Here is a 15,752-nt window from a genome sequence, read left to right as displayed (position 1 = left end):
ATTCTGTATGTGTTAAGATGTTACTTGCAATCTGGTAGTTTGTTATTGTACCTGATAAAAGGCTGCCTATTATAAAATTGATAATTATAATTTACTTGTATTTGATTAGACAAAAAATCAATTTTTTTAATTTCAATAGTAATAGGTTTTTTTAAATATTTTTTAATAAGCTAGATATTAATGTTTGGATTTCTACGTAGTTATTTCTCTAGTGATATGGCAATTGATCTTGGTACCGCTAATACTCTTATTTATGTTAGAGGCAAAGGTATTGTGCTTGATGAGCCATCAGTTGTTGCGATTCGCCATGATGGTGGATCGCATGGAAAAAAAATTATTCAGGCTGTGGGGCATGAAGCTAAACAGATGTTAGGAAGGGTTCCTGGCAATATGGAAGCCATAAGGCCAATGAAGGATGGAGTAATAGCAGATTTTACTGTTACAGAACAGATGTTGAAGCAATTTATTCGTATGGTACATCCACGTAACATGTTAGCGCCCAGTCCTAGGATTATAGTTTGTGTGCCATGTGGATCCACACAGGTCGAGAGGCGAGCTATCCGTGAGTCAGCACTTGGAGCAGGGGCATCACATGTTTACCTTATAGAAGAGCCAATGGCAGCTGCTATTGGCGCAGGATTATCTGTTTCTGACGCTAGTGGATCCATGGTTGTTGATATAGGTGGGGGAACGACAGAGGTAGCTGTAATTTCTTTAGGAGGTATGGTATATAAGGGTTCTGTTAGGGTTGGTGGTGACAAGTTTGATGAATCTATTGTTAATTATATCAGACGTAATTATGGCATGTTAATTGGCGAGCCAACAGCAGAGTTGATAAAGAAACATATAGGATCTGCTTTTCCTGGTTCTGATGTAAAGGAAATTGAAGTAAAAGGTAGAAATTTAGCGGAAGGGGTTCCTCGTAGTTTTACTGTCTCTTCTAATGAAATACTTGAATCATTGACGGATCCATTAAACCAAATAGTGTCAGCTGTTAAAATAGCGCTAGAGCAAACACCGCCAGAGTTGGGTGCTGATATAACTGATAAAGGTATTTCTCTTACAGGAGGAGGTGCTTTATTGAGGGATTTGGATAGGCTCCTTCAAGAAGAGACTGGATTGCCAGTGGTTGTCGCTCAGGATCCATTAACATGTGTTGTCCGTGGTTGCGGAGAGGCTTTAGAGCATCTTGAAAAGTTAGGCTCAATTTTTATAAATGACTAGTAATTACAATTCATATTGTAATTGTTGTTTTATAGAGGAAGTATGAAATCTCATGAGGTTCCTACTCTTTTCAGACAGAGGATATCTTTAGAGCTAAGGTTATTTTTTCTAATTATATTAACTTTGTTATTGTTGATAATTGATAGCCGTTACAGATTTATTGAGCCATTTCGCAGGGTTGTGGCTATTGCCATATATCCATTCCAGCGGATTGTAGTTGCTCCTAGAGATTTTGTTATTCAAATTAATTCATATATGAATGCAGCTAGTATTATAAAAAAGGAGAATGAATTTTTACAAAGGCAACGCATTGAGTTAGCACAGGTTACAACACGTATGGCTCAATTACTTGTGGAAAATAACCAGTTACGAAATTTATTAGGAATAAAAGAAAATATACAGCAAGCCTCTGTTGTAGTGGAAATCCTTTACGACACTGTAAATTCTTTTAATAGACGTTTAGTTTTTAATAAGGGAAGTAATTCTGGCATATTACCTGGGATGCCTGTTATAAATGAGTCTGGTGTTGTGGGCCAGATTATACGAGTTACTCCAAGGACTTCTGAGGTTGCTCTTATATCGGATAATGGTATTGCCATACCTGTTCAAATAAGTAGAAATGGCCTGAGGTTGATATCTTTTGGTGCAGGATCTGGAAAAATAGAAGTTCGTTATTTATTAGATAATGTAGATATAAAAGAAGGTGACAAATTAATTACCAGCGGTATTGGAGGGATATTTCCAGCTGGTTTGCCTGTTGCTGAAATTACTAAAATAGAAATTGACAAGTCAATAGGGTATTCTAGAGCTATATCTGATAATCCAGCTAAACATGAAAGATATCGTCATTTTATAGTGCTTCAAGTTGATGTAAGTAGCACTAATGAGTAATTATTAGAGGTATTTGGTGAATGCTAAGAATAAATACCGGAATGTAGGTCTACCGATTAATTTTGATAATACCAAGATTATAGAGCCTATGGGAACGGAATTCATATACCTTACAATAACTATATCTTGGATTACATCTCTATTGCCTTATAGGGTTTTCCTGGAGTTTCCAATTGTTGTTATATCTTTTTGGTGTATTTATGAATCTTCTAAGATAGGGTTGTTAACCGCATTTTTCTTTAGCATATTAATTGATGTGCAGCAATCTCTCCTAATGGGTAGTAGTGCTTTAGAGTACTTATTAATAGCGTATTTCTCTCTTTTTCTACACAGGAGATTATTATGTTTTGGATTATTAAGTCAATCATTGCATTTGCTTCCTGTATTTTTCTTTTCTAAGTTAATTAGAAGTTTATTAATTTCTTGGATTAATGGATACTGGATTGGTTGGTTATTGATATTAGATACTATGATCATTGCTATGATCTGGCCAATTCTATCATGGGTTTTGCTTAGGTATAAACATATTTATGAAGATTCTGACATGTCATAGCTAATTGATTTTTAGAGATTTATGATAGATATTAATAATTTAAATAAACAGAAAAACAGATTTTATATAAGAGTGCTAGCTAGTTATGCATTTGCAATTTTTTGTTTCTTTTTGCTGTTTTGTAGATTATGTATCCTACAGATCAGTCGCTATGATGGTTTATCAAAGAGTGCTGATAAAAATCGTATAGCTATGGTCCCAATTCCTTCAAAAAGAGGTGAGATTTTTGACCGTAACGGTGAAGTATTGGCACGTAATAGCTATACTTATACGATAGATATCATACCAGCAATAGCTGGCAATCTGAATGATGTAATAGATAGGCTTAAGCCAATTATAGATTTTAATCAGAATGATATCAGAATTATAAAAAAAAGAATATCAGAGACAAATGGTTATAAACCAATAACAATTTGTAATAAATTAGATACATACAAAGCTTCTTGGTTTGCTGCTCATTATTTTAATTTTCCAGGGTTAGAGTTAAAAGCGAGATTATTAAGAGAGTATCCTAATAATGATTTAGCTGCTCATGTTATAGGTTATGTTGGAAAGATATCTGAAAAAGAAATTGAAAATTTAGATCGGTCTGGAAAAATAGGAAATTATAGAGGATCGGATTTAATAGGAAAGAAGGGAATTGAAAAAGTATATGAAGAAGTTTTACATGGTCGTGTTGGTTTAGACGAGTTAGAAATTACTGTTACAGGTAGACCTGTGCGTAAAATAAGATCTATTGACCCAATAGCCGGTTCTGATATTTTTTTATCCATTGATATTAAGTTGCAGAAAATAGCAGAAGAGGTTTTTGGCAATAGGAAAGGAGGATTGGTAGTTATTAATCCTAATAATGGCGAGGTTCTTGCATTAGTATCAAAACCATCGTTTAATCCTAATTTGTTTGTAGATGGAATAGATTCTGTCAGCTGGAACTCTCTTAATAATTCTTTAGATTATCCACTTATTAATAGGGCATTACATGGAACATATCCAATTGGATCTGCATATAAGCCATTCATTGCTTTAGCAGCTTTAGAGCTTGACAAGAAAAAAACTTATGATGAAATATTTGACCCAGGTTATTTTGAATTTAAAGGACATAGGTTTAGAAACCCTGGAAGCGTTGCGTACGGCATGGTTAATATGAATAAAGCTATTGTTGTTTCCTCCGATACTTATTTCTATTCGTTAGGATTGGATATAGATGTTGATACATTGCACGATTTTGCAAAACAATTTGGATTTGGTCAAATAACTGATATTGATTTAGATGGAGAAAAGAAGGGTATATTGCCATCAACTGAATGGAAATATAATCGGTATAAAGATAAAAAATTGCAAAAATGGCATACAGGGGATACTATTTCTTTGATGGTTGGTCAAGGATATAATTCATTCACTATTTTGCAGCTTGCTCAGGCGACGGCTACATTGGCAAGTGATGGGATATATAGAAAACCTCATATAGCACTTAGGACTAGAAATTGTTCCGGTGATTTTGTAAATATTGCTAGTAATGTCAGTATAGGTATTCCACTTAAGCAAACTAATATCGATTTTATAAAAAATGCAATGATAGAAGTTGCTCATTCTGGTACAGCAAAAAAATCATTTCAAAGCGCCCCATATCTTGTTGCAGGTAAAACAGGTACAGCACAAGTATATAGCCTGCGAGGCGGAAAATATTATATGAATAATATTGATGAAAATCTTAGGGATCATGCTGTATTTATTGGTTTTGCTCCAGCAAATAATCCACAAATTGCTGTTTCTATCATTGTAGAAAATGCGGGATGGGGATCTAAAGAGGCAGCTCCAATAGCTCGTAAGATTTTCGATTATTGGTTAATGCAATAAAAATATAAAGATTAATGATATATAGTTTTATTTCATATAAGGAAATATTTAGATTGAAAAATTTTTATGTTTTTATTTTGCAGAAGCTTATTAACTGTATAGATTTTTATTTATTAATAATATTAATAGCTTTCATGACGATTGATATGGCTGTCATGTATTCTGCTGTTGGGCCTTCTAGTTATCGTTTCATAAGACAGTTTGATCATTTCTTATTCTCATTATTTATAATGTTATTAATATCATTTATTCCGCAGCATTTGCTAAGAAATTTTTCTATACCTTTTTATGTATTAGGGGTTGTGCTGCTTTTGTGTGTAGAATTTTTTGGAGAAACAGTTAAGGGAGCAACACGTTGGTTAAGTCTAGGTTTTATTCGTATTCAACCCTCAGAAATTCTTAAAATTGCTGTACCAATGATGTTGTCTTATTTCTTTGACATGCAAGACAGGGAATATTTAACGGTTAGAAGTTTTTTAATCGCAAGTTTAATTCTATTAGTTCCTTGTTTTTTTATACTGATACAGCCTGATTTAGGAACTGCTCTATTAGTTTTTGGAGCTGGCATTTCTGTAATTTATTTTGCTGGCTTGCCATTTAGAGTAATATTACCTATATTTCTGACTTTAACTTTCATTGTATCTTGTCTTATGTATTATGAAGATGTCTTATGTGCGGATAGTTTTAGATGGTTATTTTTTCATGATTACCAAAAAAATAGAATTTGTACCTTATTAAATCCAAGCTCTGATCCTTTAGGACGTGGTTTTCATACAATGCAATCCATTATTGCTGTTGGATCAGGAGGGTTGTACGGTAAAGGTTATATGTTGGGGACACAAACACATTTAGATTTCATACCAGAACGCAGTACAGATTTTATTTTTGCTGTTTTTGCTGAGGAGTTTGGTCTATATGGTTGTATATTCTTATTGATTCTATATAGCATTTTGATTTTTAGAGGATTATTGATTTCTATGCAAGCTAGCTCTCAATTTTCTAAGTTATTAGCTGGGTCTATCAGCATGATGATTTTCATATATGTGTTTGTTAATATTGGCATGGTTACTGGCATATTGCCAGTAGTAGGAGTTCCTCTTCCTTTTATGAGTTACGGTGGATCTGCTCTACTAACTATGTGTATAGCATGTGGTATATTAATGAATATAGGCAGGGCAGCAGACAAATAAAAATAAAAAAGGATGCTGCTATGTTATATAGAAGCATCCTTCCTTTATAGTTTACTAATTAGGGGTGTTTATACCTAATTTATCTGCTAGTTGATTTATATTCTCCCAAATAGAGTCTTCAAATTCTACGAAATCTTTATTTCTTGATCTATTTGCAGCTTCAAATTCTCCTGGATATTGGACTTTATCAATTCCTGGTTGAGGTGGACATGAATGTAGATATTCTATGTATGCATTAGTTTCATCTTTAATCCATTTGCTGTTTGAATCTACTTTGGTTGGATCTATTACTATTGCAAACATATTATTCATGGCAGCCCCACGCCTAGGATTTTTAGGTTGTATAGTTCCGCCACCAGTAAGTATACCAGCTAATAATTCAGCTACCAGCCCCAGCGCATAGCCTTTATGAGCACCAAAAGGCAATAAAGCCCCAGGAGGATCAGTGAAAAGAGCATTAGGATCATTTGTTGGATTCCCAGATGCATCTATTAATGATCCATATTCGGTTTTCATTCCCTTAGTAGCTAGAACACGAGCTTTATTTATAGCCATAGAGCTCGTTGCCATATCTACTATCAATGGAGGATATTGATCTGATAATGGCAAAGAAAAACATAAAGGATTTGTTGTCATTCTAGCTTCTTTGCCGCCATAGGGAGCTACAGTTGGTTCTCTATTTATCACATTTGTAAAAGCAAGAAAAATCATTCCAGCCTCTGAAACCATTTCTCCATAGAACCCCATACGTCCCAGGTGATGTGCGTTTCTTACTGTAACTGTACATTGACCATGTTTTCTAGTATTTTCTATAGCTTCCTGTACAACTACTTTACCAATATGTTGTCCGAACCCCCTACAGCCGTCAAATCCTAAAACTGTGCCTTGATCATTTATTAATTCTGGTCTGCCATTGGGGTTTAGAAATCCTTTAGACAGTACTTTATGGTATGTTGGTAATATTGATAAGCCATGACTGGTATACCCAACTTGATCAGAGCAAACTAGATGTTGTGAAACATCTAGTGCTATATCAACAGGAACCCCTTGTGCTATCAATATATTTTTACCAAAATTAATAGCTTGGTTGATATTAAGTTTCATAATTTTATTGGTGAACACCTTTCCTTTATAGACATCCTAGCCAACGCCAGTATGTTAAGCTGAATAATACCATTAATAGATAGCCTACAATAGTTAATACTATACCAACTTTAGCAAATTGTTTTGCATTAAAAGTCTCAGTTCCCATACATATCATATTTTGAGGTGCGTTTACAGGAAGAATAAATCCGAAACTTATAACAAAACCTAATAGCATAGTTATGCCTGCTCTATTAAAATCACCAGGCATCGTATTTAACATTGATATTATTATTGGTAACAAGGCGGAAGCTAAAGCTGTGGCACTAGCAAACCCAAGATGTATTATTATCAGAAATGCAGATAATACTGCAAATATTCCAATAGGGCCTAGTTGGTCTATACCAGTATTTAGAACTACTTTATTTCCTAGCCATTGACCTGCATGTGTTGTAAGCAGAGCTGATCCTAGGCTAACACCAATTCCGAATACTATGACAGTTCCCCAAGGAATACGTGATTGTACATCTTTCCAAGACATAACGCCAAATCCAGGCAAAATAAGCAAAACTAAGCCAATATATGTTGTTGATGTTGTATCGAAACTATGTAGCTTACCTTCTGTTGCCCAAAAGAATAACAATAACATCGATATAGCAAGTAATTTTTTTTGTTGAGTAGGCATTGGTCCTAGATCTAACAAAGATTTTTCTACCGCTTCTTTACCAACTGTTATGCCGTCTGGCTCAGGAGGTAACATTTTCAGAACTAGTGCAATTAAGAATACCGACATTAATGCAGACCATGGAGCTCCAGCAAGAAACCAATCAGACCATGCTACATTTTCTCCTAGCATTTTATTCATGAATCCAGCAGTCAACAGGTTCTGGGCAGATGCTGTTTTTATTCCTATATTCCATATGCCAGTGCCTTGTGCGACAACTATCATTATTCCAGCAGCTATGTTAGAACGTTTATTCAAACCAAAAGATGTAATTATACCCATCATAATAGGCACAACAGCTGCACTACGAGCAGTAGCGCTAGGCACAGCTAAGCTTAGTATAACTATAACAGCGATACAGCCTATCATTATGCTTTTTGTACTAGTTCCAACTTTTGATAATGTAAACAGAGCTATACGTTTATCAAGACCAGTAAAAGTCATAGCAGCAGCGATGAATAAAGCTCCCCAAACTAATGCTAATGCAGAATTAGAAAATCCTGACAAAGCTAGTCCCATAGCAGAGGCAGTACCGAAAACTACATTCGGATTGTCTATCGATGGAGAGGTTCCTATTAAAAATGCCATTAATACTGTAATCATTATGGCACTTGCTTCATAAGAAACAGCTTCCGTGACCCATACAACTACAGCAAAGGCTAATATTGCCAGCATCCTATGACCAGCCAAAGGCAGATCACCAGATAGCGGCAGAAACAGTACCCCAACTAGAGCCAATATCCCAAATAATAATCCTTTTGGAATGCAACTGGCAACAGCTGGGGTGGGAGGATATAATTTTGACTTCACCATTCTCATTCTCCGATTCAGCTATTTAATAAAAAAATACATTTAAACCTATACTATATTACTTATTTATACTATTTATCAATTTTTTTCTTTTTAATTTTCAATTATTGATGCTGCTTTTTAATAAATCATAGTTCCAACCCCTTGATCAGTTAGCAACTCAAGCAATAGACAGTGTGGCACTCGACCATCTATTATATGAACAGAGTTTACTCCATTTCTCGTAGCTTCTAATGAAGATGATATTTTTGGTATCATTCCCCCAGAGATTGTACCATCAGCAAGTAATTTATCTATAGTTTGTGATGATAAGGAACGCAATAGCTGTCCGTTATTATCCAAGACGCCAGGTATGTTTGTCATCATAACAAGTTTTTCGGCCTTGAGTATTTCTGCAATTTTACCTGCTACTATATCTGCGTTTATATTGTATGCTTCATTATCTTCACCGTAACCAATTGAGGAAATTACAGGTATAAATTGATCATCCTGAAGCGCGATAACTATTGAAGGGTCTATGGAAAGCACTTCACCGACAAATCCAATATCAATCAGCTCAGATGGATTGTCATTATTAGGAATTAGTTTTTTCTTGGCTTTTATCATAGCCCCATCTTTTCCGGTCAATCCTACCGCTTTCCCGCCAAACTCATTTATCATCATTACAATATCTTGCTGTACTTGCCCGCCTAGAACCCATTCAACAATTTCCATTGTTTCGCTATCTGTGATTCTCATTCCTTGAACGAATGTTGATTTCTTGCCAACTCTATTTAAGGCGGCATCTATTTGTGGTCCTCCACCATGTATTACTACTGGGTTCAATCCAACTAATTTTAACAACACAAGATCATGAGCCACTGTTTTCTGCAGATTATAATCTGTCATAGCATTGCCGCCATACTTAATAACAATAGTCTTGCCATGGAATTTTCTTATATATGGCAATGCCTCTGAAAGAACTGTAGATTTAATATCAGAAGAGATTTTATGATTTGTGTTATTGGATGTGTAGGTCATGGTAACTTTATGTTATTAGGGGTGCGGCGTTATTATCGTAAGATTATTAAGTATTTTTAAAATCCTATAACTTTTACTCTATATTAATTATTAACTACTTAACAATCACATTATCTAATATTTAGAGTTTTGGATCCAATGTTAGTTGCTTTTTTGTCTATATGCTCAAATAGTTTTACTACTTGTTTAATGCCATGGATTCTTGCTGCTGTCATTGCAGCTTCATTTCCTTCATTTCTGGTAACTAGCCCCATTAGAAAAACTGTCCCTTTGTCAACTGTTATGGATATACTTCCAGATTGTACATTTTTATTATTTATTAATGCTGCTTTTATTTTTGAATAAATCCATTTTTCATAAGAAATAGTTCTAAAACTTGAAGCAGGTTCTACTTTTATTTGATTTATTATCAATTTTATATTATCCACAGAATTTGCTATTCTACTTATATTAGATATGTGTCTAACATCTTCAGTTTCTCCTGTTATGAGAACTCTTCTGTTATATGACGTAACTAATATTCTGGCATTTTCATTCATTAAGTAGTTGTAAATGCCTTTTTTAATTTTCATCTCAATAATTTGATCCTCAAGTTGTGCTCCTGCTGTCCTTCTGTCCAACATTATTGACATGGTAGTTATAGCAGTTCCTCCTATTAAAACAGGGGTACAACCAGGTAATATTGTAGTAATAATCAATATTAATATAAAATTTTTCATTGTCAGGTGTTTGATATGATTTTTTTATTTAAAATATAAGTTTTTATTTTATGTAGAGAATATGCATATTGTATTTTTCTAACTTTTAATTGTACATAATCAAATATGGATAAAATAGATTTTTTAAAAAAAATAGATCTTAAATCTGCTATAAGACAGATTTCTATGCAAGATTGGCCCTTATCCACCCTTTATGTAGTTGCTACTCCTATTGGAAATCTAGCAGATATAAGTTTTAGGGCTATTTATTCATTATCTATGGTGGATTTAATAGCGGCAGAAGATACTAGAGTCAGTTATCATTTATTAGGATTTTATGGTATAGAAAATAAATTAATTTCAGCACATAGACACAATGAATTAGAAGCCTCTGATAAGATATGTGAATTTTTAAGATCAGGGAAAAGAGTTGCTTTAATATCGGATGCTGGTACTCCTGGTATCAGTGATCCAGGATCTAAAATTATATTGAAAGTTAGATCTTCTGGTTATAGAGTAATACCGATTCCTGGTGCTAGTTCTGTTACCACAGCACTTATGGCTAGTGGGGTTACTACAGATGAGAACCCTGCATATGTTTTTGCTGGATTTGTGCCATCTAAACAAAGTCAAAGATTTCTTTGGTTTAAAGAATGGAGTGACAAAACATTTCCAGTCATAATGCTTGAGTCTTCTCATAGAATAATGAGCAGTTTAGAAGATTTGAGAAAAACATGCGGTAACGACAGATTCCTAACAATAGCAAAGGAACTTACAAAAAAATTCGAAAAAATAGATACAATTTCTCTGGGAGAAGTATCTATGTTGAAATCATGTAATTCACATTATTTTAAGGGTGAATTTGTTCTAATTCTTCACGGTAAAGAGAGTAAAGTATTAGAAACATTTAAATCAGTAAATATTGACTCTTTTATAAATGTTTTGCTTGACAGCATGCCTTTATCTGAGTCTGTTAGAGTTGTTTCTAAAACCACTGGAATGTCAAGAAAATTTTTATATAACAGGGCTATTATGATTAAGAATAAGGATATATTATTATGAAACCTGAATCAGAAAAGATGTTTTATTGTTTTTTTAAAAGTCCCATAGGCGTTATTAAATTAGTTTCTTCTAACGATAGTATTATTGAGGTCTCATTTATTGATACTAATAAAATTAGTATCAATAATACTATAAACACTATAGATAGATATATTTTGAAATTGGAAATGACGCCGATACTCAAGAATGCTGTTAAGCAATTAAATCAATGGTTTAGAAAAGAACGAGTTAATTTTGAATTGCCTTTAAGGCTTTATGGGACTTTTTTTCAAAAATTAGTCTGGGAAAGTCTAAAGTTTTTACAATTTGGGAGTCTTATAAGTTATAAAGAATTCGCTGCTTTTATAGGCATGTCTAAATCTTATCGAGCAGTTTCACATGCAATTAGCCAAAACCCAATCCTGATACTAAATCCATGTCATAGGGTCGTGTCTATAAATACAGAATTATCTGGATTTTCTGGAGGTTTGCATAGGAAGCAGCAGTTGCTTAATCATGAGGGACATTTATATCTAGAATGTTATAAAAACTCTAAAAATCAGCATAATTATAAACCGAAAATATAATAAATTATTCAGTATTGCTTACTAATGCTACATATCTTATGATTATAAGAAAATCATAATTGTAAATTATCTGCTAGTTTTTATATAACATAAATGTATTTATGTTATTAATTTGTTTATATAGTATCCACAGCTAGATAATTTATAGTATCTTTTGTATATTCAGAACCATATATATAAATGTCTTATCTATATGAATCCTAATGAGTTATCGCAGTTATTTATCTATTACGTTACTGCTTAATTTTTAACTGCTATTTTCTTAGTTATAGGCAATATTAACATGAGTTAAATATTAATTTGCTCTAGCTATAAATATATCTTCTATGTATATTAAAAAATCAGAAAACTTGCACCAGTCTGAGAATTACGGATTTTATATATTCTGACACTCCTATTATTAGAATAACTTTTTTCATCTCATATAGTTTATTTTTTCAATAGCACTAGATAGTGTCATAAATCAATTAATAATGTACTATTCGTTATATAATAAACTAGGTGCTATTACTTAATATTGCGATGGTCTGTCGTTCTATAAAATCTCCAAGGGTATCTATGCCTCTCCTTTGTAGAATTGTGTTTCTAACAGCAGCCTCGACTATAACAGCTAGATTTCTGCCGGCAGCAACCTGTATTGTAACGGCCCTTATAGGTACCCCAAGGATCTCTTTAGTAACTTCTTTTTGTAAAGGTAGTCTTTCAAAACTATCACTGTTAAACTGTTTAGTTAAATTAACGACAAGTTTTAATCTCATTTTATGTCGAATTGCAATTTCTCCAAATATTGTTCTTATGTCTAACAATCCCAGTCCTCTAACTTCTAGTAAATTTTGTAATAAAGATGGGCATTTGCCTTCTACAATATTTGAGCCAACCTGAAACAATTCTACAACGTCATCTGCTATCAACACATGACCTCTTGATATGAGCTCTAGTGCCAGCTCACTTTTTCCAAGACCTGATTTGCCGGTGATAAGTACTCCTATGCCAAATACATCTAAAAAAACACCATGAATTGTTTCTATAGGAGCTAGTTTTTTACTAATATAAACTCGAAGAATATCTATTAACTTGGCGGCATCTATAGGAGTTGATAATAGCGGTATATTGTATTGGCTGCAATTATTAATTAGGATTTGAGGCGCTTGTAGATTGTTTGCTATTAAAATTGCAGGAGATCTTCCATTATACAGTTCTTTTATGTAAGTTATTTGCCTATTTTTTTCAAGACGGACGTAGTAATCCATCTCTTCTAGCCCAAAGATTTGTATTCTTGAGGGATGAATAAGGTTCAGGTGACCAACAATATTAGCTGAAGATGTATCCTCATCTGATATTAAGCGGTTAGATGCTGATTGTCCTGCTATCCATTGGAATTTGATTTTATCATTATTATCCTGAACTAATTCTTGTAGTGTAGGCAACATGCTAGGAACTTGTGGTTGAGTTTTATCATTAATGAAAAGTATATATCTAATATAATTTTGCTCATTAGTCACTAAAAAGATTTTTCTTTTTCTTTTTCTTTTAACTTAATTAGTTGTCTCTCTACTTTTTCAGATAGATCATCTATTGCGTCATATAGATTAGTATCAGATGATTTGCAATGTAATATAGTTTTATTTATATGTCTAATATTTATTTCTATGTTGTGCTGTTTATGTTCTATATACACAGCAACACTAGCATACAATTCATCTTCAATTCTAAGTAATGTGTTGCTTAGTTTTTTTGATATGTATTCTTGCATTGCCGCTGTTATTTCTACGTTGCGGCCTATTATATTAAGATTCATAAGATTCTCCTTTTTTTAATAGTAACTGATAGTCTATTATTAATAAGCTATATAGACAATATTTACATTTTAAACTCATCTCCTAGGTATGCTTTTCTAACTATCTTATTAGTTATAATTTTATTAGGATCTCCGCTAGCTATAACAGTACCTTCGTTTATTATGTAGGCTCTATCACATATCTCCAGAGTCTCTCTAACATTATGATCTGTGATAAGTACTCCTATATTACAAGATTTTAAAAAAAAATAATTTTTTGTATCTCTAGAATAGATATTGGATCAACTCCTGCAAATGGCTCATCTAATAATATAAACTTTGGTTTTGTTGCTAGAGCTCTTGCTATTTCTACTCTGCGTCTCTCGCCACCGGATAGTGATATTGCCATGCTATGACGAATATATGATATATGTAATTTATCTAGTAATTCATTAGTATAGATCTCAATCTCTAGTTTAGATATTCTCTTGCCATTTTTCTTTTGGAGTTCTAAGATAGCTTTGATATTATTTTCTACAGTCAATCCGCGAAATATAGAAGCATCTTGTGGCAAGTATGATATTCCTAATGACGAGCGTTTATGAATGGGTAGATTTGTTATATCCTCTTCATTTATTTCTATAGATCCTGAATCTGTGGGTATTATTCCTAGCACCATATAGAAACTAGTTGTTTTTCCTGCTCCATTTGGGCCTAGCAAACCAACAACTTCACCATTTTTCAGATATAGAGAAATGTCTTTAATAACATTTCTTCCATTATATGATTTTTTAAGATTATTTGCTTTTAATATGGAATGATCATTTTTGCAGTTTTCGATAATATTTGTAAGCATACTTATGCTACTCTACCAATTTAGTCTAAGTTTTTTCATATCTGACATAGAGGGGATTATAACTCGAGCTTTATTGTTATCAGCTCCTCCATATGCTTTAAATTTTCCGTTTTTTGTATTTATTATTATATGTGGGGCTATAAAATAATAAAAGGGCGCTCCACAATCCATATTTATTATGATAGCACTTTCGATCGCTACTTCGTTTTTTGTCGTGTCATATTCAATTTTATGGCTTTTAATAGTTATTGCATATTGATTAAAAATATAAAATTTAGCAAGAATTTCATTCAAGGCACTACAAAATGAAGATCTATGTAAAGTATCTATAAAGTTATCTGAGTCCAGAATAATAATATCTGATGTTATATTTGTTTTGCCACACTTTATCATCACATTATCTATTAATAAATACTTATTGATTAATTTGTCATAGATTAGCTCATTAGACGACACCTGTATATTCATTTTATCTTTCTTGATGTCTTCTAGTGTTTCTGATTGCGTTGGATTGTTTAGTAATGCTAGGGTTACTGCTAGATATAAAAGCACATGAATCCTAGCTAAAACTAAGGTTTTAATCATAATTACTATTTTATAAATACTTTGGAGGATCAGTTCTTATTATTAATTATTATATTTGGGTTATTAATTTTTACGATACTACTACTAAGTGTTTTATTCATTGATTCTCCGTTTATGATTTTGACCGTTTCATCGTTTTTGTTTATTGATATAACAAAAAAATTATTCCCCCAATATTCAACTGTTTTTATATCACATTGTTTCGATGTATAATTTTTATATAATGATATCCAGTTTGTGAATATCAAAATCATCAGGGAAAATAGTATAAATATACTAACAATCGCAAGTGTGCGTTCTTTCATATGCTGATTAAATATTTTGTTTTGTTGCTAAAATTAAATCACAGCATTCTCGTACTGCTCCGTTGCCACCGTTGTTTTTTGATATCCAGTCAGCAATATTTTGTATATAAATGGGGGCATTAGGAACACTTGCAGAGAAAGCAACTTTTTCCATTACGGGCATGTCTATTATGTCGTCACCCATGAATCCAATATTTTCGATTGATATATTTAATTTCTTAGATAATGATATGATTATATCAAGCTTTACAGCAACATTTTGATATATCATCTTGATCCCTATCTCATTCATTCTATGTAACACAGCATCATTTTTTCTTCCGGAAACGATTGCCACTTGCACGTTGCTATCTAAAAGTAATTGAATCCCTTTCCCATCAAGAACATTAAATTTTTTAATATGTTCTCCGTATTTATCATATAACATGCTTCCATCAGTAAACACACCATCCACGTCAAAAACCATTAGCTTAATTTTAGAAATGGAATTCAGGATGTTTTTTGGAATGCCATGCAATAATAATTCTATAATTTTTTTTGGATAGATCATG

Annotated in this window: 15 protein-coding genes and 1 pseudogene; 7 read left to right on the top strand and 9 right to left on the bottom strand. The window is 32.8% G+C overall.

The genetic code is table 11. From position 1 onward, the window contains the following. The first annotated feature begins 180 nt into the window (after window positions 1-180). From CKBE_RS00425 to rodA, 5 genes are read left to right on the top strand one after another with little or no spacing between them, the layout of a single operon-like run. A complete protein-coding gene (locus tag CKBE_RS00425; protein ID WP_015390099.1) occupies window positions 181-1,224 on the top strand; it encodes a rod shape-determining protein in 1,044 nt (347 codons plus the stop codon). Window positions 1,225-1,266: 42 nt separating this feature from the next. Beyond that, window positions 1,267-2,115, top strand: coding sequence for a rod shape-determining protein MreC (gene mreC, locus CKBE_RS00420; RefSeq protein WP_015390098.1), 849 nt, complete (start codon window positions 1,267-1,269; stop codon window positions 2,113-2,115). 16 nt (window positions 2,116-2,131) lie between these two features. After that, window positions 2,132-2,668 (top strand): rod shape-determining protein MreD, encoded by a 537-nt coding sequence (locus CKBE_RS00415; RefSeq protein ID WP_015237640.1) that lies wholly within the window; start codon window positions 2,132-2,134, stop codon window positions 2,666-2,668. 21 nt (window positions 2,669-2,689) lie between these two features. Next, window positions 2,690-4,525, top strand: a complete 1,836-nt coding sequence (mrdA, locus tag CKBE_RS00410; RefSeq protein ID WP_015237639.1) for a penicillin-binding protein 2 — start codon at window positions 2,690-2,692, stop codon at window positions 4,523-4,525. 14 nt (window positions 4,526-4,539) lie between these two features. Next, window positions 4,540-5,715: a rod shape-determining protein RodA gene (rodA, locus tag CKBE_RS00405; protein WP_015237638.1), complete on the top strand. Its 1,176-nt coding sequence runs from the start codon at window positions 4,540-4,542 to the stop codon at window positions 5,713-5,715. Window positions 5,716-5,769: 54 nt separating this feature from the next. Here rodA and CKBE_RS00400 read toward each other — a convergent pair whose 3' ends face one another. The 4 genes from CKBE_RS00400 to CKBE_RS00385 form a co-directional block, all read right to left on the bottom strand. Continuing rightward, entirely contained in the window at window positions 5,770-6,819 is a 1,050-nt protein-coding gene (locus CKBE_RS00400) for an Ldh family oxidoreductase (protein ID WP_015237637.1), read from the bottom strand. 25 nt (window positions 6,820-6,844) lie between these two features. Continuing rightward, window positions 6,845-8,341: a DASS family sodium-coupled anion symporter gene (locus tag CKBE_RS00395; protein WP_015237636.1), complete on the bottom strand. Its 1,497-nt coding sequence runs from the start codon at window positions 8,339-8,341 to the stop codon at window positions 6,845-6,847. Window positions 8,342-8,452: 111 nt separating this feature from the next. Continuing rightward, the gene (argB, locus tag CKBE_RS00390) at window positions 8,453-9,352 is read right to left on the bottom strand and encodes an acetylglutamate kinase (protein ID WP_015237635.1); all 900 of its coding nucleotides are present in this window, start codon (window positions 9,350-9,352) and stop codon (window positions 8,453-8,455) included. A gap of 110 nt (window positions 9,353-9,462) precedes the next feature. Then, a complete protein-coding gene (locus tag CKBE_RS00385) occupies window positions 9,463-10,071 on the bottom strand; it encodes a BON domain-containing protein (protein ID WP_015237634.1) in 609 nt (202 codons plus the stop codon). 105 nt (window positions 10,072-10,176) lie between these two features. Between CKBE_RS00385 and rsmI the strand changes: the two genes are divergently transcribed. Together rsmI and CKBE_RS00375 are read left to right on the top strand one after the other, a co-directional pair. Then, complete coding sequence (rsmI, locus tag CKBE_RS00380) at window positions 10,177-11,112, top strand: 16S rRNA (cytidine(1402)-2'-O)-methyltransferase (RefSeq protein WP_015237633.1); 936 nt, start codon at window positions 10,177-10,179, stop codon at window positions 11,110-11,112. After that, window positions 11,109-11,678 carry a methylated-DNA--[protein]-cysteine S-methyltransferase gene (locus CKBE_RS00375; protein WP_015237632.1) on the top strand — a complete coding sequence of 190 codons (570 nt, stop codon included), beginning with the start codon at window positions 11,109-11,111 and terminating at the stop codon, window positions 11,676-11,678. The genes rsmI and CKBE_RS00375 overlap by 4 nt, the downstream gene beginning before the upstream one ends. Window positions 11,679-12,175: 497 nt before the next feature. Here CKBE_RS00375 and hprK read toward each other — a convergent pair whose 3' ends face one another. The 5 genes and pseudogenes from hprK to CKBE_RS00345 all read right to left on the bottom strand — a co-directional run bounded on the left by hprK (window position 12,176) and on the right by CKBE_RS00345 (window position 15,751). After that, window positions 12,176-13,105, bottom strand: a complete 930-nt coding sequence (gene hprK, locus CKBE_RS00370; protein ID WP_041571845.1) for an HPr(Ser) kinase/phosphatase — start codon at window positions 13,103-13,105, stop codon at window positions 12,176-12,178. Between the two features lie 74 nt (window positions 13,106-13,179). Further along, the gene (gene hpf, locus CKBE_RS00365) at window positions 13,180-13,476 is read right to left on the bottom strand and encodes a ribosome hibernation-promoting factor, HPF/YfiA family (protein WP_015237630.1); all 297 of its coding nucleotides are present in this window, start codon (window positions 13,474-13,476) and stop codon (window positions 13,180-13,182) included. Between the two features lie 62 nt (window positions 13,477-13,538). Further along, window positions 13,539-14,311: pseudogene (gene lptB, locus CKBE_RS00360) on the bottom strand (LPS export ABC transporter ATP-binding protein). Between the two features lie 12 nt (window positions 14,312-14,323). Next, complete coding sequence (locus CKBE_RS00355) at window positions 14,324-14,896, bottom strand: hypothetical protein (protein ID WP_015237628.1); 573 nt, start codon at window positions 14,894-14,896, stop codon at window positions 14,324-14,326. A gap of 312 nt (window positions 14,897-15,208) precedes the next feature. Next, on the bottom strand, window positions 15,209-15,751 hold the full coding sequence (locus tag CKBE_RS00345; protein WP_015237627.1) for a KdsC family phosphatase: 543 nt from the start codon (window positions 15,749-15,751) through the stop codon (window positions 15,209-15,211). Window position 15,752 lies beyond the last annotated feature (1 nt).

The sequence above is a fragment of the Candidatus Kinetoplastibacterium blastocrithidii (ex Strigomonas culicis) genome (assembly GCF_000319245.1).
Taxonomy (GTDB): domain Bacteria; phylum Pseudomonadota; class Gammaproteobacteria; order Burkholderiales; family Burkholderiaceae_B; genus Kinetoplastidibacterium; species Kinetoplastidibacterium blastocrithidiae.
Note: the sequence above shows the minus strand (reverse complement) of the source record. Positions and strands in the feature narration are given on the sequence as shown.

Coding starts and splice junctions, on each gene's coding strand:
- CKBE_RS00345 (WP_015237627.1), bottom strand. CDS start 15,751: ATGATCTATCCAAAAAAAATTATAGAATTATTATTGCATGGCATTCCA.
- mrdA (WP_015237639.1), top strand. CDS start 2,690: ATGATAGATATTAATAATTTAAATAAACAGAAAAACAGATTTTATATA.
- mreC (WP_015390098.1), top strand. CDS start 1,267: ATGAAATCTCATGAGGTTCCTACTCTTTTCAGACAGAGGATATCTTTA.
- CKBE_RS00375 (WP_015237632.1), top strand. CDS start 11,109: ATGAAACCTGAATCAGAAAAGATGTTTTATTGTTTTTTTAAAAGTCCC.
- hpf (WP_015237630.1), bottom strand. CDS start 13,476: ATGAATCTTAATATAATAGGCCGCAACGTAGAAATAACAGCGGCAATG.
- CKBE_RS00355 (WP_015237628.1), bottom strand. CDS start 14,896: ATGATTAAAACCTTAGTTTTAGCTAGGATTCATGTGCTTTTATATCTA.
- rsmI (WP_015237633.1), top strand. CDS start 10,177: ATGGATAAAATAGATTTTTTAAAAAAAATAGATCTTAAATCTGCTATA.
- CKBE_RS00395 (WP_015237636.1), bottom strand. CDS start 8,341: ATGAGAATGGTGAAGTCAAAATTATATCCTCCCACCCCAGCTGTTGCC.
- CKBE_RS00385 (WP_015237634.1), bottom strand. CDS start 10,071: ATGAAAAATTTTATATTAATATTGATTATTACTACAATATTACCTGGT.
- CKBE_RS00400 (WP_015237637.1), bottom strand. CDS start 6,819: ATGAAACTTAATATCAACCAAGCTATTAATTTTGGTAAAAATATATTG.
- argB (WP_015237635.1), bottom strand. CDS start 9,352: ATGACCTACACATCCAATAACACAAATCATAAAATCTCTTCTGATATT.
- CKBE_RS00425 (WP_015390099.1), top strand. CDS start 181: ATGTTTGGATTTCTACGTAGTTATTTCTCTAGTGATATGGCAATTGAT.
- rodA (WP_015237638.1), top strand. CDS start 4,540: ATGATATATAGTTTTATTTCATATAAGGAAATATTTAGATTGAAAAAT.